Source organism: Nocardia sp. NPDC058519 (genome assembly GCF_042719755.1).
Lineage (GTDB): Bacteria > Actinomycetota > Actinomycetes > Mycobacteriales > Mycobacteriaceae > Nocardia.
The window spans coordinates 1-22,383 of the sequence record NZ_JBHXNK010000036.1 but is presented as its reverse complement, the minus strand read 5'-3'; the positions used below and the strand labels follow the sequence as shown (position 1 = coordinate 22,383).

At 65.8% G+C, this 22,383-nt stretch carries 22 protein-coding genes and 1 pseudogene; 11 read left to right on the top strand and 12 right to left on the bottom strand.

Annotated features, from left to right (window positions below):
* Nucleotides 1–17: 17 nt before the first annotated feature.
* Entirely contained in the window at nucleotides 18–773 is a 756-nt protein-coding gene (locus tag ACFWPK_RS29495) for an SDR family oxidoreductase (protein WP_378921278.1), read from the bottom strand.
* Nucleotides 770–1,987: an acetyl-CoA C-acetyltransferase gene (locus ACFWPK_RS29490; RefSeq protein WP_378921276.1), complete on the bottom strand. Its 1,218-nt coding sequence runs from the start codon at nucleotides 1,985–1,987 to the stop codon at nucleotides 770–772. Before ACFWPK_RS29490 ends, ACFWPK_RS29495 begins: the two co-directional genes overlap by 4 nt.
* A 144-nt stretch (nucleotides 1,988–2,131) precedes the next feature.
* On the opposite strand from ACFWPK_RS29490, the gene ACFWPK_RS29485 reads away from it, so the two are divergent.
* Nucleotides 2,132–2,725 (top strand): TetR family transcriptional regulator, encoded by a 594-nt coding sequence (locus ACFWPK_RS29485; protein WP_378921274.1) that lies wholly within the window; start codon nucleotides 2,132–2,134, stop codon nucleotides 2,723–2,725.
* An 11-nt stretch (nucleotides 2,726–2,736) separates the two neighbouring features.
* Here ACFWPK_RS29485 and ACFWPK_RS29480 read toward each other — a convergent pair whose 3' ends face one another.
* Both ACFWPK_RS29480 and ACFWPK_RS29475 read right to left on the bottom strand, forming a co-directional pair.
* Nucleotides 2,737–3,453 carry a hypothetical protein gene (locus ACFWPK_RS29480; RefSeq protein ID WP_378921272.1) on the bottom strand — a complete coding sequence of 239 codons (717 nt, stop codon included), beginning with the start codon at nucleotides 3,451–3,453 and terminating at the stop codon, nucleotides 2,737–2,739.
* Complete coding sequence (locus tag ACFWPK_RS29475) at nucleotides 3,443–4,060, bottom strand: TetR/AcrR family transcriptional regulator (protein WP_378921270.1); 618 nt, start codon at nucleotides 4,058–4,060, stop codon at nucleotides 3,443–3,445. Before ACFWPK_RS29475 ends, ACFWPK_RS29480 begins: the two co-directional genes overlap by 11 nt.
* Nucleotides 4,061–4,193: 133 nt before the next feature.
* On the opposite strand from ACFWPK_RS29475, the gene ACFWPK_RS29470 reads away from it, so the two are divergent.
* A complete protein-coding gene (locus tag ACFWPK_RS29470; RefSeq protein ID WP_378921268.1) occupies nucleotides 4,194–5,258 on the top strand; it encodes a PQQ-dependent sugar dehydrogenase in 1,065 nt (354 codons plus the stop codon).
* A 34-nt stretch (nucleotides 5,259–5,292) separates the two neighbouring features.
* Here the strand turns inward: ACFWPK_RS29470 and ACFWPK_RS29465 are convergent, their stop codons facing one another.
* The 3 genes from ACFWPK_RS29465 to ACFWPK_RS29455 all read right to left on the bottom strand — a co-directional run bounded on the left by ACFWPK_RS29465 (nucleotide 5,293) and on the right by ACFWPK_RS29455 (nucleotide 8,018).
* Nucleotides 5,293–6,423, bottom strand: coding sequence for a metallophosphoesterase (locus ACFWPK_RS29465; protein WP_378921267.1), 1,131 nt, complete (start codon nucleotides 6,421–6,423; stop codon nucleotides 5,293–5,295).
* Between the two features lie 138 nt (nucleotides 6,424–6,561).
* Nucleotides 6,562–7,404, bottom strand: a complete 843-nt coding sequence (locus tag ACFWPK_RS29460; protein ID WP_378921265.1) for an NAD(P)H-binding protein — start codon at nucleotides 7,402–7,404, stop codon at nucleotides 6,562–6,564.
* On the bottom strand, nucleotides 7,401–8,018 hold the full coding sequence (locus ACFWPK_RS29455; RefSeq protein WP_378921263.1) for a TetR/AcrR family transcriptional regulator: 618 nt from the start codon (nucleotides 8,016–8,018) through the stop codon (nucleotides 7,401–7,403). Before ACFWPK_RS29455 ends, ACFWPK_RS29460 begins: the two co-directional genes overlap by 4 nt.
* A 187-nt stretch (nucleotides 8,019–8,205) precedes the next feature.
* Here ACFWPK_RS29455 and ACFWPK_RS29450 point away from each other — a divergent pair, with 187 nt between their 5' ends.
* Entirely contained in the window at nucleotides 8,206–8,895 is a 690-nt protein-coding gene (locus ACFWPK_RS29450) for a hypothetical protein (protein ID WP_378921261.1), read from the top strand.
* 86 nt (nucleotides 8,896–8,981) lie between these two features.
* Entirely contained in the window at nucleotides 8,982–9,677 is a 696-nt protein-coding gene (locus tag ACFWPK_RS29445; protein ID WP_378921259.1) for a DUF2993 domain-containing protein, read from the top strand.
* Between the two features lie 4 nt (nucleotides 9,678–9,681).
* Here the strand turns inward: ACFWPK_RS29445 and ACFWPK_RS29440 are convergent.
* Together ACFWPK_RS29440 and ACFWPK_RS29435 are read right to left on the bottom strand one after the other, a co-directional pair.
* Nucleotides 9,682–10,116 (bottom strand): annotated as a pseudogene (locus ACFWPK_RS29440) (nitroreductase family deazaflavin-dependent oxidoreductase); the annotation flags it as partial.
* Between the two features lie 51 nt (nucleotides 10,117–10,167).
* Complete coding sequence (locus ACFWPK_RS29435; protein WP_378921257.1) at nucleotides 10,168–10,734, bottom strand: TetR/AcrR family transcriptional regulator; 567 nt, start codon at nucleotides 10,732–10,734, stop codon at nucleotides 10,168–10,170.
* A gap of 88 nt (nucleotides 10,735–10,822) precedes the next feature.
* Between ACFWPK_RS29435 and ACFWPK_RS29430 the strand changes: the two genes are divergently transcribed.
* Together ACFWPK_RS29430 and ACFWPK_RS29425 are read left to right on the top strand one after the other, a co-directional pair.
* A complete protein-coding gene (locus tag ACFWPK_RS29430) occupies nucleotides 10,823–11,284 on the top strand; it encodes a PaaI family thioesterase (protein ID WP_378921255.1) in 462 nt (153 codons plus the stop codon).
* Nucleotides 11,285–11,294: 10 nt separating this feature from the next.
* Nucleotides 11,295–13,556, top strand: a complete 2,262-nt coding sequence (locus ACFWPK_RS29425) for a molybdopterin-dependent oxidoreductase (RefSeq protein WP_378921253.1) — start codon at nucleotides 11,295–11,297, stop codon at nucleotides 13,554–13,556.
* 11 nt (nucleotides 13,557–13,567) lie between these two features.
* Here ACFWPK_RS29425 and ACFWPK_RS29420 read toward each other — a convergent pair whose 3' ends face one another.
* The gene (locus ACFWPK_RS29420; protein ID WP_378921251.1) at nucleotides 13,568–14,653 is read right to left on the bottom strand and encodes a fatty acid desaturase family protein; all 1,086 of its coding nucleotides are present in this window, start codon (nucleotides 14,651–14,653) and stop codon (nucleotides 13,568–13,570) included.
* Nucleotides 14,654–14,890: 237 nt separating this feature from the next.
* Between ACFWPK_RS29420 and ACFWPK_RS29415 the strand changes: the two genes are divergently transcribed.
* Nucleotides 14,891–15,151: a hypothetical protein gene (locus ACFWPK_RS29415; RefSeq protein ID WP_378921249.1), complete on the top strand. Its 261-nt coding sequence runs from the start codon at nucleotides 14,891–14,893 to the stop codon at nucleotides 15,149–15,151.
* A 4-nt stretch (nucleotides 15,152–15,155) separates the two neighbouring features.
* On the opposite strand, the gene ACFWPK_RS29410 is transcribed toward ACFWPK_RS29415, so the two are convergent.
* Together ACFWPK_RS29410 and ACFWPK_RS29405 are read right to left on the bottom strand one after the other, a co-directional pair.
* Nucleotides 15,156–15,740, bottom strand: a complete 585-nt coding sequence (locus ACFWPK_RS29410) for a hypothetical protein (protein WP_378921247.1) — start codon at nucleotides 15,738–15,740, stop codon at nucleotides 15,156–15,158.
* Between the two features lie 139 nt (nucleotides 15,741–15,879).
* A complete protein-coding gene (locus ACFWPK_RS29405; protein ID WP_378921245.1) occupies nucleotides 15,880–16,977 on the bottom strand; it encodes an alpha/beta fold hydrolase in 1,098 nt (365 codons plus the stop codon).
* A 172-nt stretch (nucleotides 16,978–17,149) separates the two neighbouring features.
* On the opposite strand from ACFWPK_RS29405, the gene ACFWPK_RS29400 reads away from it, so the two are divergent.
* The 4 genes from ACFWPK_RS29400 to ACFWPK_RS29385 all read left to right on the top strand — a co-directional run bounded on the left by ACFWPK_RS29400 (nucleotide 17,150) and on the right by ACFWPK_RS29385 (nucleotide 22,291).
* On the top strand, nucleotides 17,150–18,547 hold the full coding sequence (locus tag ACFWPK_RS29400) for a sensor histidine kinase (protein ID WP_378921243.1): 1,398 nt from the start codon (nucleotides 17,150–17,152) through the stop codon (nucleotides 18,545–18,547).
* A gap of 26 nt (nucleotides 18,548–18,573) precedes the next feature.
* Complete coding sequence (locus ACFWPK_RS29395) at nucleotides 18,574–19,215, top strand: LuxR C-terminal-related transcriptional regulator (protein WP_378921349.1); 642 nt, start codon at nucleotides 18,574–18,576, stop codon at nucleotides 19,213–19,215.
* Between the two features lie 1,771 nt (nucleotides 19,216–20,986).
* Complete coding sequence (locus ACFWPK_RS29390; RefSeq protein WP_378921241.1) at nucleotides 20,987–21,628, top strand: LysE family translocator; 642 nt, start codon at nucleotides 20,987–20,989, stop codon at nucleotides 21,626–21,628.
* 129 nt (nucleotides 21,629–21,757) lie between these two features.
* On the top strand, nucleotides 21,758–22,291 hold the full coding sequence (locus tag ACFWPK_RS29385; protein ID WP_378921239.1) for an NUDIX hydrolase: 534 nt from the start codon (nucleotides 21,758–21,760) through the stop codon (nucleotides 22,289–22,291).
* Nucleotides 22,292–22,383 lie beyond the last annotated feature (92 nt).

The window sequence follows — 22,383 nt, the reverse complement described above, 5'->3', positions numbered from 1 at the left end:
CTGTCCGAGCCGATATGTCAGACGCCGCCGGTCAGGGTCACGCCACCGTCGACGACCAGCAGCTGGCCGGTGATCCAGGCGGCGTCGGCGGAGAGCAGGAACGCCACCGCGCCGGCGATGTCCTCGGGCACGCCGAGCCGTTTGAGCGGGTAGGTGTCGGCGACTTCCTGCTCGCGGCCCTCGTAGAGCGCGGTGGCGAACTTCGTCTTCACCACCGCGGGTGCCACGGCGTTGACCCGGATGTTCGGGCCGAGTTCCACGGCCAGCTCCTGGGTGATGTAGGTGAGCATCGCCTTGCTGGCACCGTAGAAACCGATGCCCGGCGCGGGCCGCAACCCGGCGACCGAGGAGACGTTGACGATCGAGCCGCCGTGCTCGTCCATCCACGCCTTGTGCACCTGCTGAGCCCACGACAGCGCGGCGAGGCAGTTGACCTCGATGATCTTGCGGGCAGCCTGGAGGCCCATCTCGATCATCGGCCCGTACACCGGGTTGATGCCGGTGTTGTTGACCAGCAGATCGACGCTGCCGAACGCCTCGATCGCACGACCGACCACGTCGGCCTGGTGCTCGATGTCGTCGGCGCGTCCGGCCACGCCGAGCGCACGCCCAGCACCGCCCAACTGCTCGACCGCGTCATCGAGCGCGTCCTGTTTGCGCGCGGTGATCACGACGGTCGCCCCGTCGGCCACCAGTCGCTCGGCGATGCCGAACCCGATGCCCCGGCTCGCCCCGGTCACAATCGCGGTCTTGCCCGCGAATCGGCCGGTCACGACAGACGCTCCAGCACCATCGCCATACCCTGGCCGCCGCCGACGCACATGGTCTCGAGGCCGAACTGCTTGTCGTGGTAGCGCAGTGAGTTGATCAGGGTGCTGGTGATCCGCGCACCGGTCATGCCGAACGGGTGTCCCACCGCGATCGCGCCGCCGTTGATATTGAGTTTGTCCTCGGGAATGCCGAGCTCGCGGGCGGAGCCGATCACCTGCACCGCGAAGGCCTCGTTGATCTCCACCAGGTCGATGTCGTCGATGGTGAGACCGGCCCGCAGCAACGCCTTCTTCGACGCTTCGATCGGGCCCAGCCCCATGATCTCGGGAGACAGCGCCGAGACACCGGTGCTGACGACCCGGGCCAACGGGGTGAGCCCGAGCTCCTTCGCCCGGGTGTCGGACATGATCACCAGGGCGGCCGCGCCGTCGTTGAGGGCACAACAGTTGCCCGCGGTGACCGTGCCGTCGGGCCGGAACACCGGCTTCAGCGTCGAGACCGCTTCCAGGGTGACCCCCGCGCGCGGACCGTCATCCGTGCTGACCACGGTGCCGTCCGGCAACGTCACCGGTGTGATGTCGGTGGCCCAGAAACCATTGGCGATCGCCTTCTCCGCCAGATTCTGCGACCGCACACCGAACGCGTCCTGCTCGGCGCGGGTGATGCCGGTGTGCTGGGCGACGTTCTCCGCCGTCTGCCCCATCGCGATGTACACATCGGGAACCAGTCCATCAATGCGCGGATCACCCCACGTCGAGCCACCCGCCGCCCGTCCTTCGGTGCGCGTCACGGCCTCGGCGAAGAACGGATTCTGGGTGTCGGGCAGACCGTCGGCGTTGCCCTTGACATAGCGGCTCACGGTCTCGACTCCGGCCGAGATGAAGACATCGCCCTCCCCGGCCTTGATCGCGTGCAGCGCCATCCGGGTGCTCTGCAAGCTCGACGAGCAATAGCGGTTGACCGTCGTGCCCGGCACCGCGTCGAGACCGGCCAGTACCGCGACCACCCGGGCCATGTTGAAGCCCGACTCCCCCGCGGGCTGCCCGCAGCCGAGCACCAGGTCCTCGATCTCGGCGGGATCCAGCGCCGGTACCTGCGCCAATGCGGACTGCACCATCTGGGCGGTCAGATCATCAGGGCGCATGTCTTTGAGCGACCCCTTACCTGCCCGGCCTATCGGGGAACGGGCAGCGGCGACGATCACGGCTTCCGGCATCGAATCTCCTCAATTAAGTAAGCGCTTGCTTAGTCAGCATGGTGCAACAGTCCGGCGACGGACGTCAATATGCGAACACTTGTAATCCGCGTCACACCACCTGATCCGAGGGATGCGATTACGGGGCGAGATAATGAGCCCGCGATGACCGACATGACAGAAGCCCGCTCCGATGCGACCCGTGCGCGTCTACTCGAGGCAGCCATCGCCGCATTCGCCGAGAAGGGCTTCAACGGCACCACCACGCGCGATATCGCCGCGGCCGCGGGCTTGAGCCCCGCCGCGGTGTACGTCCATCACAAATCCAAGGAAGAGCTGCTCTATCTGATCTCGCGATCCGGGCACGAAGCCACGCTCGACCTCGTACTGAGGGGGGTCGAGTCGTCCGGCGAACCGGCCACCGCGCTGCGAAATGTGGTGCGCGCCTTCGCTGTTCACCATGCCAGAGGGCACACCGGCGCCAGGATCGTGAACTACGAACTGTCCGCGCTCACCCCCGAGCACTACGCCGAGATCCTCGATATCCGCCACCGGATCGACCGCGAGATTCGCGCACTCGTCGAGCGCGGCGTCGCGGCAGGCGTCTTCGACACCCCCAGCCCCCGCATGGCCGGGGTCGCCCTGCTCTCGCTCGGCATCGACATCGCCCGCTGGTACCGCGACGAGGGCGACTGGAGCCCCGAGGACATCGGCGACGCCTACGCCGACATGGCCCTACGCATCGTCGGGGCCCGCTGAGCTGACGCGGTTCAGCGATCCAACGGGTTCAGCGCGATCGCTAACCGCATGCCCGAGTACCAGAGCGTCGCCGCTGTCGAACGCGGCCGGACGTGCGCCTCGTGTCGCATGGCCGCAGTGAACTCCGCGGCGAATCCGTTCCTGCTGTGGCGGGCGTCGATGGCGGCGATCTGACGCGAATCCAATTGGTAGGCACGCAAACCCGTGACATCCAGATGGGCGGCGTCGTGCAGCAACGCCGCTTCCGCGCCACGGTCACGCGGAGTCGCCGGGTCGAGGTGGCGCGCGATGGCGGTATGGACGCACTCCCCCAGCTCAGGCGTGGCGCCACGGTCGAGGACGAATGTGCGGGCCCGGTGCGCGCCGAGCAGAGCGAAACACCCCACCGTGGGGTCGGCGGGCTCGCCCACGGCGACGTCGTGCAGCACGCAGGCGAGGTAGAGCGCCTCGGGGTCGGGCCGCAGATCGTCCACTTCCGCCAAGGCGATGCCGAACTCCCAGCATCGCAAGCTGTGGGCGAGCAGCGCGGGAGAGAGCGTCTCGGTGGCTTCTTCCAGCGCCGACCGACACAGTCGTGAATCCGGCGGCATCGGCGCCACCCAGCCCGAACCGTCTCCCTCTCGACGCAGCCCCCGGATCAGACGCGGCAGGGCCACTGTCTGTACACCCAATGCCGAACCCACAGTGCGGATCTGCCGCAGTCGGCTCAGTTCGCCTTCACGCCTCATGGTCATCTCCTACGTGGGAAAGCAGATCGGCTCGGGCGATGCCGAGCATGGCTTGCAGGGTTGTCTCGTCGACCATCCGGCGCTGGAACAGCGAGTAGGCACCGTTCACCGCGGCCCACGAAACCATCACCAGCGCCTGGGGTTCGACGTCACAGCCCACCAGTCGCACCGCGGCGGCGAAGGTTTCGATCAACCCGCCGAGTGCGTCGTCGATTCGCACCTTCGCTGTCGTCGCCAGTTCGGATTCACTGACGTCGACGTCGGTCAGCGCGAGGATCCGCAACGCGAGTGGGTTCTCCCGATGGAAGGCGACGTAGCGGTCGAAGATGGCGGCGACGTCGCCGCGTGGGGTCGATCCACGGCCGATCGGTGCGGACATCGCTTCCGTGTGGTGGGTTGCTGTGCGCCAAGCCAGCGCGGCGTACACGTCGGCCTTGCCCTCGCGGAAATTGGCGTAGATCGAGCTGACCGCCACGTCGGCCTCGGCGGCGAGCATGTCGATGGTGGTGCCGCGGTAGCCCTCTCGAAGGAACAGGACCTGCGCGGCGTCGAGCACGGCGGTGTGGGTCCGGCGTTTGCGTCGGTCGGTCGGGGGTTCCAACGTCATACAAATACCGTAATTGTGTTCCGATATCGTAGTCAAACTCTGATAGAGGCCGGATGACCGGCGGGATCCGGTACTGCGGGCACCCCGCCCAGCACCTGGCACACCGCCGAACATCGGGCCTAACCTCGACATCATGGAGTCCCGCAATACCGCGTTTCTCGTCGCGTCCGCCTTCGCTGTCGCCGTGCTGTGCGCATGCGCCCCGAGCGACTCCTCCGAGCAGCCGAGCACCCGGACCGGCTCCTCCGAGCGCAACTCGACCGTCACCGATGAGCTCGATGCCCCGTGGTCGATCGCTTTCCACGGCACCACCGCACTGGTGAGCGAGCGCGACAGCGCCCGCATTCTCGAAATCGGTGCCGACGGAACGCAACACGAGGTGGGCAGGATCGACGATGTCGAGGCCGCCGGCGAGGGCGGCCTCCTCGGCATCGCGGTGCGTGGGGAGCAGTTGTTCGCTTACTACACCGCCGCCGACGACAACCGCATCGAACGATTCGACCTCACCGGACAGCCGGGCAACCTCGCTCTCGGCGGTGGCACGACGATCCTCACCGGGCTGCCCGCCGCGGCCAACCACAACGGCGGCCGGATCGCCTTCGGTCCCGACGGGATGCTGTATGCCACCGCCGGCGACGCGGGCGACCGACGCACCGCCCAGGATCGCGCCATTCTCGCTGGAAAGATCCTGCGCATGACACCGGACGGGCAAGCACCAGCCGATAATCCCGTCCCGGGCTCACTCGTCTACAGCTACGGTCACCGGAATCCGCAGGGCATCACCTGGGCGCCCGACGGCAGGATGTTCGCCAGCGAATTCGGCCAGAACACCTGGGACGAACTCAATCTCATCGAACCCGGCGGCAATTACGGCTGGCCCGAGGTCGAGGGCATCGCCAACCGAGCGGGCTTCATCGACCCCGTTCAGCAGTGGCGACCGTCCGAGGCCAGCCCGAGCGGGATGACGAACACAGGCGGGTCGCTCTACATCGCGAATCTGCGCGGCGAGCGACTGTTTCGAGTCCCGCTCGACAACCTCACCGAATCGACCGAATATCTCGTCGGCGAGTACGGACGCCTCCGCGACATCGCCGTGGCCCCCGACGGAGCACTCTGGCTGCTGACGAACAACACCGACGGTCGCGGCGACCCGAACCCCGGAGACGACCGCATCATCCGCCTCGAACTCGACCGATAGCCGTCAACCTCGAACCGAACAGTGCTGCAAGCATTTACCGCTGCGGATGCAATACCAATACGGTGATCTCACTCGGCGCGAACACCCGCATCGGCGGACCCCAATACCCCGTACCGCGACTGGTGTAGAGCTGGGTGCCGTTCGCGTGCCTGCTCAATCCCGCGACGACCGGCTGGTCGAGCCGGACCAAATAGTGGAACGGCCAGATCTGACCACCGTGCGTATGCCCGGAGATCTGCAATTCCACCCCGGCCGCGGAACTGTCGACCACCTGCTTCGGCTGATGCGCCAGCAGAACAGTCGGCAACCCGGGGTCGGTGCCCGCGAGCGCGGCAGGCAGATCGGGACCGTGACCGGGCACGTCAGCGGTCGGATCATCGATACCAGCGACAACCAACCGATCACCGTCACGCTCGACAACCCGATGCGCGTTGTGCAACGGCTGCCAACCGATCGAGGCCATGTAATCGATCCAGCCCTGGGCGTCGTCGAGGTACTCGTGATTACCGGTGATGTAGAACCGGCCCAACGGCGCCTCGACACCAGCGAGCGGAGCGACCTGATCGGCTCGCTTCTCCACCGAACCATCGACGAGATCCCCGGCCAGACCCACGATATCGGGCCGCTGCGCATTGACCACCTCGACAACCCGTCGCGACCAACCCTCCCGATCGATCGCGGCGAAATGCGTATCCGTCAGCACCACCACACGCAACCCGTCGAGCCCGTCCGCCAAACCCGGGATCGCGACATCGACCGTCCGAACCTGCGGCACCCGCCGCGCCTCGTACACCCCGTACCCGGTGAGCACCACCGAAACCACCACCACCGCAAGCGCCACACCCTGCGTAGCGCGCACCCCCTTGACCCCCGCGACACCCAACCCTGCCCGGACGACCCCACCGATCACCGACCAGACGAACACCACCCACAACACCCCGAGCAGCACGTCACCGACGATCGCCGCGGGATCGAACTGCGGCGGCCCGTGCCCGAAGAACAGAGCCACGGGCAAACACAGATACCCCACCACACACGCCACGGTCCCGACCCGAAACAATGTCCCACTACGCCCGGTCGGCGCGGCAACGAGCACCCACCACGGCACCACGAACATCACCGCCGGAACCAGCACGACCGATATCACCAGCACAACGGAGTTCACGAGATCCCGTCCTGAACAAAGGCCGCCCCAAGTCGGGCCGCACCACATCAGATCATTTCAGCCCGCACTCGGCCCAGCGTGAACGACCCGTGGCGATCTCGCCGGATGCGACACCACGGCCGACCCGATCGGTGAGAATCATCGCGACCGTGCGGCACCGACCGCCGCGAAATCCGCGAATGTGCGTGCGGGCCTTCCCAATATGTCGGCGACATCGGTCGTCGTCGGTGCCGCGTACCCGTCTGCGATAGTCGAGAACAGCCCGAGCAACGTTTCGACGTACTCGGCGTCCCAGCCGAGTTCGAGGGTGAATCGTTCGAACTCCGAGGGTGATACCGGCTCGTAGCGTTCCACGCCGATACCCGTACCGGCGGTCAGCGCGGCCAACTCGCGGAAGGTGAGCGATTCCGGTCCCGTCAACGCGTACTCGTTGCCCACGTGCCCCTCCGCCAGGAGCGACTCGGTCACCACTGCCGCGATGTCGCGGGTATCGACAAAGCTCACAGCGGCCTCGGCCACCGGAAGCCGCAAGGTGCCTGCCCCGGCAGCGGCGATATCCCGCAACGGCCCCTCGGTAACGTTCTGGTGGAACCAATTCGGGCGAACGATCGTCCAGTCGATCGACGAGGACTGCAGCCGCAACTCCAGTCGACGCTGATCGACCGTCTCTGGCGCGTGCTCCATCCCCAGTGCGGTCATGAGCACTACCCGTTCGATATTCGATCGTTCGAGTACGTCCAGGAAAGTGACCGCGCCGTCGCCCAGACCGCGGACGGAGCGGTGGCCGTCGTCACCGCCGGGCAGAACAAGGAACATTTTCTCGACGCCGGCGAGGGCCTGTTCCCAACCGTGCGGGTTCTGCCAATCGAACGGCGGGTCGGACCGGCGGCCTGCGGCCCGTGCCTTCACATCGCGGCGGCCGAGTTCGGCGAGTACCCGCGAACCCACTTTGCCGGTCGCGCCGGTTACCAGAACTGTCACTGCTGTACCCCCAGTGTGGTGGCGAGCTGATCGAGCAGAACCGCCCGAAAGCCGTCGATCTCCGGGTACGGCTGTTGCAGCACCCGCGGAAAACAGAGCCCATCGAGGGCGGCGACCACCACGTCGATGACGGACCCGATGTCATGTTTCGGATGGAACACGCCATTGTCGACACCGAGTCGCAGCGTTGTTTCGAAAGGGGCCCGGTAGCGGGCCTGCAGGCCGATGCTGTGAGCCCGCAACTCGTCGTCGTGCGCTGCGGCAGCCCAGAATTCCATCAGCATCCGCCACACCGGCGTCGGGGTGTCGATGCCCCGATCGATCAACAGCACCACCCGCTGCCACGGGTCCGCTGTGCTTTCACCGACTCGAAGCATCTCGATGACCTCGCCGTCGGTCGCCGCCTGTAATGCCTCGACGAGCATGTCTTCCCGCGATCCGAAGTACCCCTGCAGAGTGCTGATCGCAACCCCGCTCGCGTGGGAGACATCCTGGAAGCGGGTGTTGTGATACCCCCGCTCCGCGAGGATCTCGACAACGTTCCCGAGCACAGCCTGCCGACGTTCGCCACCAGCACGCCTACGTCGAGGTCTGGCACCTGCGGACACGTCCATCGCGAATTCCTACCGATCAGTCGACTCGGCATCAAACTACCGTATGACGATACGTATCACCATACGGTGAAAGGTTTCAGGGTTAGCAAGAGCACTGCTCTTGCTTTGCAAGCGCGGGCGTGTGACCATAAATCTCAAGAAAGAGCACCGCTCTCTAATCTGGGCGGTGCATCCCAAAAGGAGTGTCATGTCCCTTCCCCCGCTCGCCTCACACCCGGACCGTCGCGCCCGCTGGGGCGCCGTCGCCTTCGCACTCGCGGGGATCCTGTTCGTGATCTACGAGGCCGCCGCCCCGCGCGTCACCGACCAGACCACCCTCGACAGCGCCGAGTCATGGACAAGCATCGGCTGGGCGGTGGCGCATATCGCCGCGATCGTAGGACTCGTCCTCATCCCACTCGGATACGGCGCACTGCGCGGCCAGTTCCGAGGCACCCGCAACGAGAGCACAGTCGCTGCGGCCGCGACGATCGGCTACATCGGATCGGCTCTGACGATCTCGTACTACGGCGCGGAGGCCTACGGCCTCAAAGCGATCGGGCAGCGGGCGGTCGCCGACGGGGACGCCACGATGGCCGAGGTCGGCAATGCGTTCCGGTCCGACCCGACCGCGATGAGCGTGTTCGCGATCGGCCTCGCGCTGATCGCGGTCGCGGCGGTACTTGCCGCGGTGGCGGTGTGGCGTTCGGGCACTCTCAATCGCTGGAGCGGTGTCCCGCTCGCGGCACTGCTGGTCACGATGTTGCCGCAGTACTTCCTGCCGCACACCGGCCGAATCGTCTGGGGTGCACTGGTAGCGGTCGCGGCCCTGTGGCTCGCGGCCGAGATGTGGCAGGTCCGCGCCCCAGCCTCCTCGCGCGACGAACTGGAATCCTGACCGGCGATCACTGTCACGAGCGGGTCGAAACCGACAACCGGCCTCGATCCACAGCATGATGGTGGGATGGCCGAGATGATGAACGCATGCGCGCACTGCTGATACTGATCGTCGTGCTGATGATCGCGCTGGTCGTCGGCGATCGCGTCGGGGTCGTCATGGCGCAGAACGAGATCGGTCGCAAGATCGCCGCCGAGTACGACCTCCCGCAGCAACCGGGCGTCGAGATCGGCGGCTTCCCGTTCCTGACCCAGGCCGTCGACGGCAACTACCGCACCATCGATATCCGGATCGGCGACTGGAGTGGGCAGAACATCTCCGTCCACAATCTCGATGTCGCGCTGACCGACGTCTCCGCACCGCTGTCGGACGTGATCGCCAACCGCACATCGAACCTCGTCGCGGGCACGGCGACCGCGACAGCCCTGGTGCCCTACGACATCGTGCAGAGCTTCGCCCCGGCAGGAGTCGAGTCGATTTCCTATACCCCGGAAGGACTTCGCGCTACCGGGACGTTCTCGGTAGCGGGAATCTCGGTGCCGGCCATCGTCTTCGTCACCGTCGCACCCACCGACGCCGGCATCGAGGTCACTCCGGTCTCCGTCCGACCCGCGGCCGGTGGACCGACGATCTCCCTGGCGCTGCTACGTCAGGCCCTGACCTTCACCGTGCCGCTGCGACAACTGCCGCTCGGTGCGCGCCTGACCGCCATCCAACCGGGCGCGGATGGTCTCCACGCCACCGCCGTGGCCCACGACGTGCGGTTCGACAGCCTGCCGTAAAGAATCAGTTATCGGTAAAGGTGATCCGAACGGAGATCGGCGCACTCTGCAGCGCCCGGAAGGTGGCGGCGGTCAATCCGGCGAAAGCGGGATGCGACGCGAAAGTGCGCGCGCGAGCGTCGACATCGTCGTCAGGCACCAACTGCGCGGTACCGGTACGCCAGCGGCCGCCTTGCCGAATTCGCACCTTCGGGTCGGCGGTGATGTTGGCGGTCCACCCGGAGCGGGTGCCGTGCTGGGAGATCACCCAGGCGCCGGACTCGTCGAAGGCCGCGGCGACCGGGACCAGGCGAATCGCACCGCTCTTTCGCCCGATCGTTTCCAGCTCGGTAGCGAGGGCGGTGTCGATCCCGACGCGGCGCAGCGCACGCACAGTGGGGTTGGCGATGTAGCGTCCCACGCCACGCTCGAAAAGAAACTTGCGCCGGGCGCGCTGATCGATCTGCTCGGTCATCGTTGTAGGCCTCTCTGGTCCAGGTGCGGAGAACTGTCAGAGTTCGAGAAGTTTGACGAGGTTGGCGCCCGCGTCATCGAGCGGCTGAAGAGATTTCACGCTTCGACATTGAATGATCGCGCCTTCGATCGTGCTGACGATGACGCTGCTGATCGACGCGGCCGCAGCAGAATCCGTACCGGCCGAGATCAGGTAATCGGCCAGCCGACGGGTCCAGTCGGCGAAAACAGTCGCCGACGCCGCTTGCACGGTCGGCGAGTCGCTGCCGCTCTGCGCGGCGGCCACGATCGGGCATCCGGCGGTGAACGAGGAAGTCTCGAGTACCCGCTTCCAGACTTCGACGAGTCCGAGAACGACCTCCGCCGGTGACGACGATTCGGTGACCAGCGCGCCGATCATCGCACTGATCTGCTGCCCGGCGTGCAGAGTGGCCTGCTCCATGAGTTCGCTCTTGCCGCCGGGGAAGTGGAGATATATCGATCCTCGGGCGGTCTTGCTGTGCGCGAGCAGGTCGGTCAGTCCGGTCGCCGCGACTCCATGTTCACGCATCATGAGAATCGCGCTGCGGATGAGACGTTCTCGTGGCCCCGCCACTGTGTTCATCAGCAACCCTTCGCCATAGACCGATCAGTTCATCATACGGTATCGTCACCGAGGATAGAACGACCGGTCTATCGAGTGAGAGGGCAAGATGACAACCGCGACGCACAACCCCGAAACGCCGGATTTCGCCACCATGAGCGGCCTCGAACTGCTGCGAGCGGCGAGCACTATGCCCGATCGAGCGGGAATCGGCACGCTGCTCGGGATGCAGGTCGAAGAACTGGAATTCGGCCGGGTGTCGTTCAGTCTCGTCACCCGGCCCGATTTCGCGAACCCGCTCGGCACCACCCACGGCGGTATCTGTGCGACCCTGCTGGACTCGGTGATGGGTTGTGCGGTGCACACCGCACTGGACGCGGGAGTCGGATACGGCACGTTGGAGCTGAAGGTCAACTACATCCGATCGGTTCCGATCGACGGCAGACGCCTCATCGGCACCGGCACGACGCTGCATGTCGGCCGCAGCACAGCGACAGCGGAAGGCAAGGTGTTCGACGAGGCGGGCAAACTCGTCGCCCACGCCACCACCACCTGCATCATTCATCGCTGACGGGCAGTCGATGCCGGTCGAGGAGGCTCACGTGACAAGCGGCAGCGAGGAATGGCAGGCCACCGCCTGCATTCTGTGCGAGAACAACTGCGGAATCACCGTCAAGGTCGACGGACGGCGATTCGCGAAAATCCGCGGCGACAAGGCCCATCCCGCGTCCGCCGGGTACACCTGCAACAAAGCGTTGCGGCTGGACCATTATCAGAACGGCGGCGCCCGGATCACCGCACCGCTGCGCCGGGAGAACGACGGCACCTACACCGAGATCAGCTGGGATGTCGCGATCACCGAGATCGCCGACCGACTGCGCGCGGTGCGCGACACCCACGGTGGGGAATCGATCTTCTTCTACGGTGGCGGCGGGCAGGGCAACCACCTGGGCGGCGCATACAGCGGCGCGTTGCTGCGCGCCGTCGGCGGGCGCTATCGCTCCAACGCGCTCGCCCAGGAAAAGCTCGGCGAGGCATGGGTCGATGCCCATCTCACCGGCGGACACACACACGGCGACTTCGAACACGCGCAGGTCAGCGTGTTCGTCGGGAAGAATCCGTGGCAATCCCACGGCGTTCCGCGCGCCCGCACCGTGCTCCAGAACATCGCCAAGGACCCCGCACGCACCATGATCGTGCTCGACCCGGTGCGCACCGAAACCGCCGACCTCGCCGACATCCACCTGCAGATCAGACCGGGCACCGACGCCTGGTGTCTGGCCGCGATCCTCGGTGAGATCGTTCAGCAAGATCTGATCGACCGCGAGTTCCTGACCGCGCACACCATCGAGGCCGAGCCGGTGCTCGCCGTCCTGCGCACCGTCGACGTCGACGCGTATGCCCACCTGAGCGGCGTCGATCCCGCATCGGTCCGCAGAGCGGCGCAGTTGATCGGGACCGCCGAGAGTGTGTCGACCTACGAGGACCTGGGTGTGCAGCAGAGCCCGAACAGCACCCTGGTGTCTTATCTGAACAAACTGACCTGGTTGCTCACCGGGAACTTCGCCGCACGCGGCACCATGCAGATGCACTCGTGGTTGGCGCCGCTGATCAATTATTCGCTGAAGACGAAGACCACGCCGGTGACCGCAGCGCCGATGCCCGGTGGTCTCGTGCCCTGCAATGTCATCGCCGAAGAGATTCTCACCGACCATCCGAAGCGGTTCCGCGCGATGATCGTCGAGTCCTCGAATCCCGCGCATTCCCTGGCGGATTCGCAGCGCTTCCGTGAGGCGTTCGACTCCCTCGAGCTGAGCGTGGTCATCGACGTCGCGATGACCGAGACCGCTCGTCGCGCAGATTATGTTCTTCCGGCTGCGAGCCAGTTCGAGAAGTGGGAAGCGACCTTCTTCAACCTCGAATTTCCGGTCAATACCTTCCAGCTCCGTGCCCCGCTGCTCGAGCCGCTGCCCGGTACGCTGGCCGAACCGGAGATCTATGCCCGCCTCATCCGTGAGCTCGGTGTCGCCAACCCCCTGTCGTTGTCGGTGTTGAAAGGTGCCTTGCGCCTCGGCCGCAAGGCGTATGGGCTGACACTGCTCGCTGTGCTCAAACTGGATCGGAAGGCCGCCGGCCTGGCTCCTTACCTGCTCTACGAAACGCTGGGCCCGACCTTGCCCGGCGGGGCACGCGCAGCAGCGGTGCTGTGGGCACTGGCGCAAGGCGTCGCGCGTCGGCACCCGCAATCGATGCGCCGCGCCGGGCACGCGGACCCCGAAGCGCTGTTCACCGCGATGCTCTCAGAGCGATCCGGCGTCCATATCACTGTCGACGAACTCGACGGCGGCAGCTGGACCTACGTCCCCGAAAGCAATCGGCCGATCCCCCTGTCCATCACTCCGTTGCTCGAATCCCTGCGCGGTCTCGACCGGGTGGAATGGGCACACACCAGCAGCGAATACCCCTTCGTGCTCTCCGCGGGCGAGCGCCGCGCGTTCACCGCGAACACGATCTTCCGTGACGACAGCTGGCGGCGCCGCGACGCCACCGGCGCATTGCGTATCAGCCCTGCCGATGCCGAGCGCCTCGGATTGGCCGACGGCGGGCGAGCACTGATCACCACCAACCGCGGCTCCGCCACCGCGACAGTCGAACTCAACGACCGAATGCAGGACGGCCACATCTCCCTGCCCAACGGTCTCGGGCTCGATCTCCCCGGAAGTGACCAGCGCACCGGCGTAGCGCCCAACGACCTCACCGACCTGCGGCGGCGCGATCAGTACTCCGCCACCCCCTGGCACAAACACGTTCCCGCCCGGGTCGAACCCGTACCGCAGACGTAACCAGGGCCGATTCATAGATTGCGTTGCGGCGCTTCGGCATCCGGGTGCTGATCGGGGCGGCGCAGGGGTGCGCCGACGTCGTGCAGGTGTGTCAGTGCCTCGCGGTACGAGGAGATCAGCCCGGTTTCGTGGTACGGCACGCCGATTTCGGTGCAGTAGTCGCGGACGATCACCTGGGCGTGCCGCAGGTTCGGTGTCGGCATGCTCGGGAACAGGTGGTGCTCGATCTGATAGTTGAGTCCGCCGAGGGCGAGGTCGGTGAACGCGCCGCCACGCACGTTGCGGGAGGTCAGGACCTGGCGACGGAGGTAGTCGGGGCGGTCGTCGCCGGTCAAGGTCGGCATCCCCTTGTGGTTCGGGGCGAAGATGCAGCCCATGTACAGGCCGAAAAGACCCTGGTGAACAGCGAGGAACACGAACGCTTTGTCGGCGGGCAGAACCGCGAACAGCGCGGTCAGGTAGAGGGCGAAGTGGCCCAACAGCAGCGCGCCCTCCCATCCACGGTGTTTGACCGAGCGATTCCTGAGCGCACGGACACCGGCCACATGGAGATTCAGGCCTTCCAACAGCAGCAGCGGGAAGAACAAGTACGCCTGCGCCCGCCCGATGAGCCGGGGCAGACCGTGGCTGGACCGTGCCTGCCGCTGTGACCAGACCAGAATGTCGGGCGCGACGTCGGGATCGAGCTCCTCGTGGTTCGGATTCGCGTGATGGCGGGTGTGCTTGTCCTGCCACCAGCCGTAGCCGAGGCCGATGCCCGCGTTGCCGACGATTCGTCCCACGAGCTCCGTCGGCTGTCGTAACCGGAAGACCTGGCGGTGCGCGACATCGTGCATCACGAGTGCGACCTGCGCGAACGTCACGGCCATGAACGCCGCGACCAGCAGCGTCCACCACGAATCGCCGATGAGGACGAACGCCGCCCAGCCGCCCACCAACGCGATTCCGACGAGACTGAGCCGCACGGCGTAGTAGACGGGACGCCGGCCCATCAGCCCCGCGTCGGAGATTCGACGCAACAGACGGGCGTAATCGCCGTCGGCGCCACGCCGCGGTGACCGTGGAGATGGCCCGGGGACCAGAGCAGATGTCGTCATGCCCCGAAGCTATCGGCCGGATTCTCGTCGGCCGTAATCCCTTGGTATGAGATGGAATCGGACTGCGGGGTGATATCCGAGGCTCCAGCGAGGACCCGCACAGCACCGGTTCTCGAGTTCGGTGCGCGAAATCCGAGGGTTCGACCGTGACGATCGTGGGTAAAAAGATCTCGATGCTGTTCGCGAATCCGGCGGACAACAACGTCCTAGCAGGCGTTTCACAGTGTGGAGAACAGGTTGCTGAAACTGATCGAGCTCATACGCAGACCGGCGCAGTCGACGATCCCGACCGCGCCCCCCACCGCGGCCGGGTCGCTGCGGGCAGGTGACATCGTGCTCACCGCCAAGCGCAGCTACCGGGTGGTGAGCACCAGCTTCGCCGACGACGCGCGCCGCGCCGGTCGTGTGGTCGCCGACACGGTCGACCTGGTCACCGGACGGCTGCGCGTGCTCGACTTCCCCAGCGCCGACACGATGGTCACCGTCAAAACGGCATAGTCCGTCAGACGGGCCGATGCCGGACGTCGGTCGGGTGTTGTAGGCGGCGGGTAGCGGATTGCTTGCCGTCGGCGGGAACCACCTTCTCCTCGACCACCTGGCGCTGATCGGTGCCGACGACACGCGTGCGTTCGACGAAGGCGATGTCCCTGGCGCTGCGCACCGACAGCCGTCCCAGCGAGCTCGCGGCGAAGAACAGGATCAGCGCGCCGAGCCCGTAGAAGAACGTGAGCTGCAGCAGCGCACGCTTCAGATCCGAGGTGGCGACCGGCTCGCCGATGTCGCCGAGTCGCAGCAGCGCGGCCAGGAACGGCCCGATCACGAACCACACACCCGCTGCCACCGCCAGCCAGCCGCCGAAACTGGCGACCACCCGGTTCCGGCTCATCAGCATGAGCAAGCCACCGACTATCGCGACGACACCCGGCAGCACCTGGAGCCAGCCGCGAGCGGCCGTCCAGACCCATGCCTCGTCGGGGGTGTACGCGAAATCGAAGTACGGACCGACGAACGGGATGAGTGCGCCCCAGATGCCGAGGAGCAGCACCACCAGCCCGCCCAGCGCGCCCCGGCTACGCGGAATGCGCATCCGCCCGCCCGCCCTGTCGGGGCTTTCTCGTCGATATCCACCATGACGCCTCCGATCATCGAGAACAGACGTAGGTAGCGCATACCCCGACCCGGGCCGAATACGCACCGGATTCGAAATCATCCGATGACCGGGTAGCTCAGCTTCCTCCGATCTCGGTCTCGCCGAGGAATCCCGAGAGCTGTTCGATGACCGGGAGTGGCTGTTCTTGCTGGACCCAATGGCCTGCGCCGGGTATCAAAACGGAGCCGGCGAACCGAGCGCAGACGACTTCCGCCATCGTGCGCAGCGCGCCGGGCGATTGCCACACACCCCAGTCACACTGTCCGGCGATGAACTGCGTAGGTACCTCGATACGCGAGTCGCGCTGCGATGCGGAGTTCGGCAGCGTAAGGGCCCGGTACCAGTTGAGTGCGCCCTGGAATTCGGTTCGGCCGAATTCGCGTGCGTAGAAATTCAATTCTTCGTCGGTCAGCCATTCACAAGTGGCCCGCTGCGGTAGGTGCGGCGCTACTGTTTCCGGCATGCCGACGTCGGCGTCCATGACGTAGTACCGCGGCAGCAGTGCCAAGTCGTGCGCGGTGGATCCCGGGAGTTCCCTGGCGTCCGCGTTTCCCGGCCAGTCCGCGCTCTTCATATGGAAATACGCGCGCAGAAAGTCGGCGATCCCCTGTGGGGCCTGCGCGATGTCCGACGCGCTCGACGTCCCCGCGAAGTAGTGCTGATAGTGCCTACGTGGCGGTGACAGTGCCCGAAGCGCGCTGTCGAGTGCGGTCGAGGACTTGGGGATTCCCGCGCCGGCGAACGGCGCGCTCATCATCGTCAGCGATCGGACCGCGTGTTGGTCGCCGAGGGTGGCCCAGCCCGCGACGACCGACCCGAAATCGTGCCCGACCAGATGAGCCCGGTCGTAGCCGAGTGCGCGAACGAGGCCGAGAGCGTCCCGGGCCAGATTGTCGGTGCGGAAGGATTCGAGGTCGGTGACATCGCTGCCGGTGGTTCGGCCGTACCCGCGCTGGTCAGGCGCCACCACGTGAAATCCGGCACCGGCCAGTGGCGCCAGGATCTTGCGCCACGAGTACGCCAGCTCGGGAAATCCGTGCAGCAGCAACACCAGTGGACGACCGGCACCGACGTGGCCGGATTCGAGAATATGCATCCGCAACCCGTTGACGTCGTCGACGAAGCGGGACCTGACTCCGTCCGGCAGCCCCGGAAAGTCGACATCCTGGCCCATAGTGCCCTCCTCCGGCTGCGAATGTGGTTGCGCCGCATTCATACACGGACGCGGAGGATCCGGCCAGCCGTTCGATCACCGCCCCGAACCAGGGATAGGTGTAGCTCGCCACACCATCGACCCGGTGGACAGCTCGATCGAATTTCCGCGCCGCGACGACAACGATGGAGTCATGACCGAGACACCAGCCGAGCCGACTCTCGTGGTCGACATCGTCGGAGAACCGACCGGCGCGCACGACGAACCGACCCACCCGTCACCGCGCCGGACCGGCCCGCTCGCCGCGGTGCTGCGCGCGCCGATCGAAGCCAGGACCTGGAAGGAGCTCGCCTATCTGATCCTGTCGTTCGTCCTCGGCTGCGTTGCCGTGTGCTACCTGTTCTTCGGGTTCGGCGGGGGGCTGTACGCGTCGATCCTCCTCATCGGCATTCCGTTGCTCGCGGCAGTTCTGCTCGGCGGGCGGATCTGGGGCCGGATCTATCGGTTCCTCGGCCGCGAACTGCTCGGCGCCCGGGTCGAATCACCACCGGACTTCACCAGGGCGAGGGGCTTTTTCGGCTTCCTGAAGAGCGCGTTCACCGATCGGCCGAGCTGGCGGGTCGTGCTGTTCCTGATCGCGCAGTCCATACTCGGTGTCGCGGTCGGCTACGTCGTGCTCGTGGTGATCGCGATGGTCGGATTCACGGCGATCTCCCCCATCCCGTGGGTGCTGTTCGATCCGGTCCAGGTCGACGACAACGGCGTCGAGCACCACAGTCTCGCTCAGTTCGGTTCGTTCTACATCGACACGTGGCCGCGAGCGCTCGCGCTGGCCGGTATCGGCATCGTGCTGTGTTTCGCGCTGCCGTGGCTGGTCCGGGGCGTCTGCTGGTTGCATCGGATGCTGATCGTCCACCTGCTGGCGGCGACACCGCGCGACCGGCAACTGGCGGAACTGCGGGCCAGCAGACGGGCCGCGGTCGACGACGCGACCGCTACCCTGCGCCGGGTCGAGCGCGACCTGCACGACGGCACCCAGGCGAGGCTGGTCACCATCGCCATGGCGCTGGGCAGGGCCGAAGAACGCCTGGCCGCGGGCGGGGACGCCCGCGACCTCATCGCCGACGCACGCGCCAATTCCAAGGAGGCGTTGACCGAACTGCGCGAGCTGGTACGTGGCATTCACCCACCCGCGCTCGAGCTCGGCCTCGGCCCGGCGCTGGAGACGCTCACCGCCCGCTGCGCGGTGCCGGTCGACCTGCGTGTGCACATCCCCCAGCGGCCGAGCCCGGCCATCGAGGCGATCGCCTACTTCTCCGTCGCCGAGCTACTCACCAATGTGGTCAAACACGCGCACGCGAACCGGGCCACGGTGTCGGTGCTGCCCGACAGCCTGCGATCCATCGCGGTCACCGTGTGGGACAACGGAATCGGCGGCGCACCCCGCCCCGGCACCCACACCGTGACCGGCAGCGGGTTGGCCGGACTCGCCGCCCGTGCTCTCGCCGTAGACGGCACGCTCACCGTCGACAGCCCCGCCGGTGGGCCTACCGTAGTGACCATGATCCTGCCGAACGAGGGCCCGCAGTGACCGCGGGCGGTGCCCCGCACGGACCCCTGCGGGTGGTGATCGCCGAGGACAGCGCCATCCTCCGCGACGGGCTGGCCGGCCTGCTCACCGAACGCGGACACGAGGTGGTGGCGATGGTCGGCGACGCGACATCGCTGAGCGACGTGGTCGGCGCCCACCGCCCCGATGTGGCGGTGGTGGATGTGCGGATGCCACCCACCTTCACCGACGAGGGCCTGCTGGCCGCCATCGAACTGCGCAGGAAGTATCCCGACACCGGCGTCCTGGTGTTCTCACAATGGATCGAAACCCGGTACGCAACAGAACTTCTCGCCGCCGGCGCGAGCGGCGTCGGCTACCTCCTGAAGGACCGCGTCGCCGACGTCGGTGACTTCGTCGACGCGCTACACCGGGTCGCCACCGGCGGCACCGCACTCGACCCCGAGGTGGTGAGTCAGCTGATGGGTGCCTCCCGGCAACAGGATTCGCTCACCCGCCTCACCCCCCGCGAGCGGGAGGTGCTCGAACTGATGGCCCAGGGCCTCACGAACAACGCCATCGCGACCTCACTCACCGTCACCGAGCGCGCCGTCGAAAAGCACATCGGCAACATCTTCACCAAACTCGACCTGCCACCCTCGGATACGCGCCACCGCAGAGTGCTGGCGGTGCTGCGACTCAAAGGGTGAACCGCAGAACACATTTCCCGCTCGCGGCGCTCCCAGGATCCGCACCAGGCTGCCTCGCTCAGCCGTCGACCGCGGCGGGGGCATTCACGGTCGATGCTGGCCATGTTCGCCTCGTCATGGCGGGCCGACAATCGCCCGGCCGACGACCCCTTCGACCGCCCCTCCGACCCACCACCGCCAAACACGGTGTCGGGCACCTTCAAGCCCTGCTCGCACTGGCTGAGGGCTGAGGGCTGAGGGCTGAGGGCTGAGGGCTGAGCATGACTGCCCGCATAACCTGACCAGTTACAGAAACTTACCGACTGATTCAAAATTGTTCGCCATTTACATCAACTTTTGGGCACACATTCAGCCTGGCTAACCCAGGGATTTCACGCGGCTACGATTCGATGGCGTGCCACTGACGAAGAATGGTGCCCTGAACTGCGATAATCCCGCTTGTCGAAGGCTGGAATCATCAACGGTTCAGGAGCACCATTCAGGTGTCGAAGCATAGTTCCCCGTACCCGAATCCATCCGCAGACGCCACCGGAACCGGCATCGTGTCGCACGCCGAAACGGCCGTGAACCGGCAAGTCGGAACCGGTCATGCCGGCACATCAGACCCAATAAATATCTGGACTAGTGGCTAGGCGGTCACAACAACAAGCTGTGTCACGACACGCGCTGGGTCGCGGAGATACGCGTAGTCGTCACGGTTCGTGAACATCGCCATTAGTTCGGCCAAGCGGTCGCGCTCAGCGGGGGTGACGGGGATTCGCCGCTTCACGAGGCTGGCACACAGGCCGTCGACCAATTCGCCCCACTCACCGACATCGCTGAAAGTTCGGTACTGAGCCAGCGCTTCGGGCCCAAGGCGGTCCGCGAACCGTTCCAGAAGTTCCCGGGAACCGTTGCTCAGCTTCGCGAATCTGGCCAACTGTTCCGGAGTGAACTGTCGCCTTTTGCGCCTCGTGCTGGGTCTATCATCAGAATCCATATGTCTCACCTAACTCCTATTTGATCGGGTCTGGACGGGGTGCCATTGACCGGTCCGGCCTAACCGGACCTCCGCCTAGCTCGCGGGCTGGACCTCCGTTTGGACCATTCAGAGGAAATCCCGTACCTTCCTCGGGGCTGGCCGAGATCAGTGCCGTCGTCCAGCGCCCTGGGGCCACACGATCTCCGCCGCCCGCCCTGCGACCTCATGCGGCATCTCCCGAACCGTATCGGCCATGCCGAGCAGTCGATCGAACTGTTCGAGGTGATCTGGCTTCACCTTCGCCTCGCGGTAACCGCGACATGGCACCACGCGCGATGCAGGAGACTCCCACCAAATCTGGCACTCCAGCAAATAACCGGTCCAGCTCGGCGCGGACGAGCTTCGCCGTCGCCGCGTTGATGTCCATGTGCCCGGTGACGCTGATCCTCATGCCCACATCATGCCGGGGACGCCACCAGAGGTCGCAGCAATCCCCGCAGCCTCGCCGCCATCGCGTCCCTCGATGTGGAGGTCCTGTCACCTGAAACCGGGTTCGATGGATTTCGCGATGCTCTTGGATCCCGACCGCGCCCACCAACTCGGCCTGACCACCAACAGCACCAACGTCCACGAGTTGCGCGCAAAAGAAGTGGCGCGACAAGGACATCATTGATAGAGAAAGACCATGGCCGACTACGTGGACTCTGTGATGCCCGGACAATGCCCGGATGACCTGGCAGAGGCCCGCGGACGAGTGCGCGAGTACGGAGAAAAACGCGGAATCACCATCGGCGGGTAGGAGAAGCCAACATGACAGCCCCGACTCTGGCGGCATTCGCCGGACTCTGTCTGCTACTTGCCATCACCCCAGGACCAGACACTTTTCTTGTGCTGCGCTACTCCTTCTCCGGTGCGCGCCTCGGTGTCGCCGCCGCAGCGGGGTCCGGTCTCGGATCGTTGGTGTGGGCCGGTGCGGTCGCTGTGGGACTGGCGGCGCTGCTCACCGCGTATCCGACCGCGTTGCTGGCGCTGAAGATCATCGGCGGCATTTACCTGATCTACTTGGGAATCAGCGGATTCATACACCGCAACACGATCATGCCCGTCGATGTCGAACCGGATGTTGCTGGCGCCGAACAGAAGTCAGGGCCCACAACGACAACAGCGTTTCGTGATGGCGTCGTCTCCTGTCTACTGAACCCGAAAGTCGGCCTGTTCTTCCTCGCAGTCGTTCCTCAGTTCGCGCCCGTCGGGTCCTCGGCGGTGAGCGTGACGATGGTTCTGGGCGCGATCGATGGAGTCGTCGCGTTCGTTTGGCTGCTCTTGGTCTCTGTCGTCGCGGCCCGCGCTGTGCAATGGCTACGGCAGCCCCGGGTCGGGCAAACACTGACGAAGTTGAGTTCGGCAGCGTTGGCCGCTATGGGTGTAGCCACACTGACCGTGCGGACATGAACGTGGCGAGCGGGCCGAGCCACCGGCCCGTCTCCCGCCATCTCGGATCGCCCATCGAAGTCGACACGATCTGACGCATCCGAACTCGACAATTCCATTCCGCCAGCGCATTCCACTATCTTCAGCGGTATGAGCGATACCCAGTGGACAATCCTCGGTGAGCGAATACTCGACGAGAACCGGCACATCCGGTTGTCGACCGCCGATATCCGTCTGCCGGATGGGGTGGAGTTCACCCATTACGTCGCCAGGATGCCACGGTGCGCGATGACCCTGGTCCTCAATGATTCCCGCGAGGTGCTGCTGATGTACCGGCACCGGTGGATCATCGACCAGTGGGTTTGGGAGCTGCCTGGCGGGTATGTCGACCACGCCGAAGACGTGGCCTCGGCAGCGGCCCGCGAAGTCGAGGAAGAAACCGGGTGGCGTCCCCGCACCATGCAACACCTGGTGACCTACCAACCCGCGATCGGCACTCTTGACCAGCCACAGGAGGTATATCTCGCTCACGGTGCCGACCTCACTGACACACGCCCGGACATCAATGAAGCCGAGGCAATTCGGTGGGTGCCGCTCGATGAGGCTGTGCAGATGATCGACCGTGGCGAAATCATCGGCGCGGCAACTGTAGTCGGCGTGTACCGAGCGCTCACACTGCCTTAGGTCATGTCTCCCAATAGCTTCAGCCATTCGACCGTGAGGGCCATGACGAACCCGGCCCGGTAAGTGCAGGCCAGCTTGTCATAGCGAGTTGC

Excerpts from the sequence above, each read along its gene's own strand:
- ACFWPK_RS29435 (WP_378921257.1), bottom strand. The coding sequence starts at position 10,734 with ATGAACACAGTGGCGGGGCCACGAGAACGTCTCATCCGCAGCGCGATT.
- ACFWPK_RS29410 (WP_378921247.1), bottom strand. The coding sequence starts at position 15,740 with ATGCGCATTCCGCGTAGCCGGGGCGCGCTGGGCGGGCTGGTGGTGCTG.
- ACFWPK_RS29445 (WP_378921259.1), top strand. The coding sequence starts at position 8,982 with ATGCGCGCACTGCTGATACTGATCGTCGTGCTGATGATCGCGCTGGTC.
- ACFWPK_RS29430 (WP_378921255.1), top strand. The coding sequence starts at position 10,823 with ATGACAACCGCGACGCACAACCCCGAAACGCCGGATTTCGCCACCATG.
- ACFWPK_RS29420 (WP_378921251.1), bottom strand. The coding sequence starts at position 14,653 with ATGACGACATCTGCTCTGGTCCCCGGGCCATCTCCACGGTCACCGCGG.
- ACFWPK_RS29425 (WP_378921253.1), top strand. The coding sequence starts at position 11,295 with ATGCCGGTCGAGGAGGCTCACGTGACAAGCGGCAGCGAGGAATGGCAG.
- ACFWPK_RS29390 (WP_378921241.1), top strand. The coding sequence starts at position 20,987 with ATGACAGCCCCGACTCTGGCGGCATTCGCCGGACTCTGTCTGCTACTT.
- ACFWPK_RS29385 (WP_378921239.1), top strand. The coding sequence starts at position 21,758 with ATGAGCGATACCCAGTGGACAATCCTCGGTGAGCGAATACTCGACGAG.
- ACFWPK_RS29455 (WP_378921263.1), bottom strand. The coding sequence starts at position 8,018 with ATGGACGTGTCCGCAGGTGCCAGACCTCGACGTAGGCGTGCTGGTGGC.
- ACFWPK_RS29480 (WP_378921272.1), bottom strand. The coding sequence starts at position 3,453 with ATGAGGCGTGAAGGCGAACTGAGCCGACTGCGGCAGATCCGCACTGTG.
- ACFWPK_RS29470 (WP_378921268.1), top strand. The coding sequence starts at position 4,194 with ATGGAGTCCCGCAATACCGCGTTTCTCGTCGCGTCCGCCTTCGCTGTC.
- ACFWPK_RS29475 (WP_378921270.1), bottom strand. The coding sequence starts at position 4,060 with ATGACGTTGGAACCCCCGACCGACCGACGCAAACGCCGGACCCACACC.
- ACFWPK_RS29485 (WP_378921274.1), top strand. The coding sequence starts at position 2,132 with ATGACCGACATGACAGAAGCCCGCTCCGATGCGACCCGTGCGCGTCTA.
- ACFWPK_RS29400 (WP_378921243.1), top strand. The coding sequence starts at position 17,150 with ATGACCGAGACACCAGCCGAGCCGACTCTCGTGGTCGACATCGTCGGA.
- ACFWPK_RS29490 (WP_378921276.1), bottom strand. The coding sequence starts at position 1,987 with ATGCCGGAAGCCGTGATCGTCGCCGCTGCCCGTTCCCCGATAGGCCGG.
- ACFWPK_RS29450 (WP_378921261.1), top strand. The coding sequence starts at position 8,206 with ATGTCCCTTCCCCCGCTCGCCTCACACCCGGACCGTCGCGCCCGCTGG.
- ACFWPK_RS29405 (WP_378921245.1), bottom strand. The coding sequence starts at position 16,977 with ATGGGCCAGGATGTCGACTTTCCGGGGCTGCCGGACGGAGTCAGGTCC.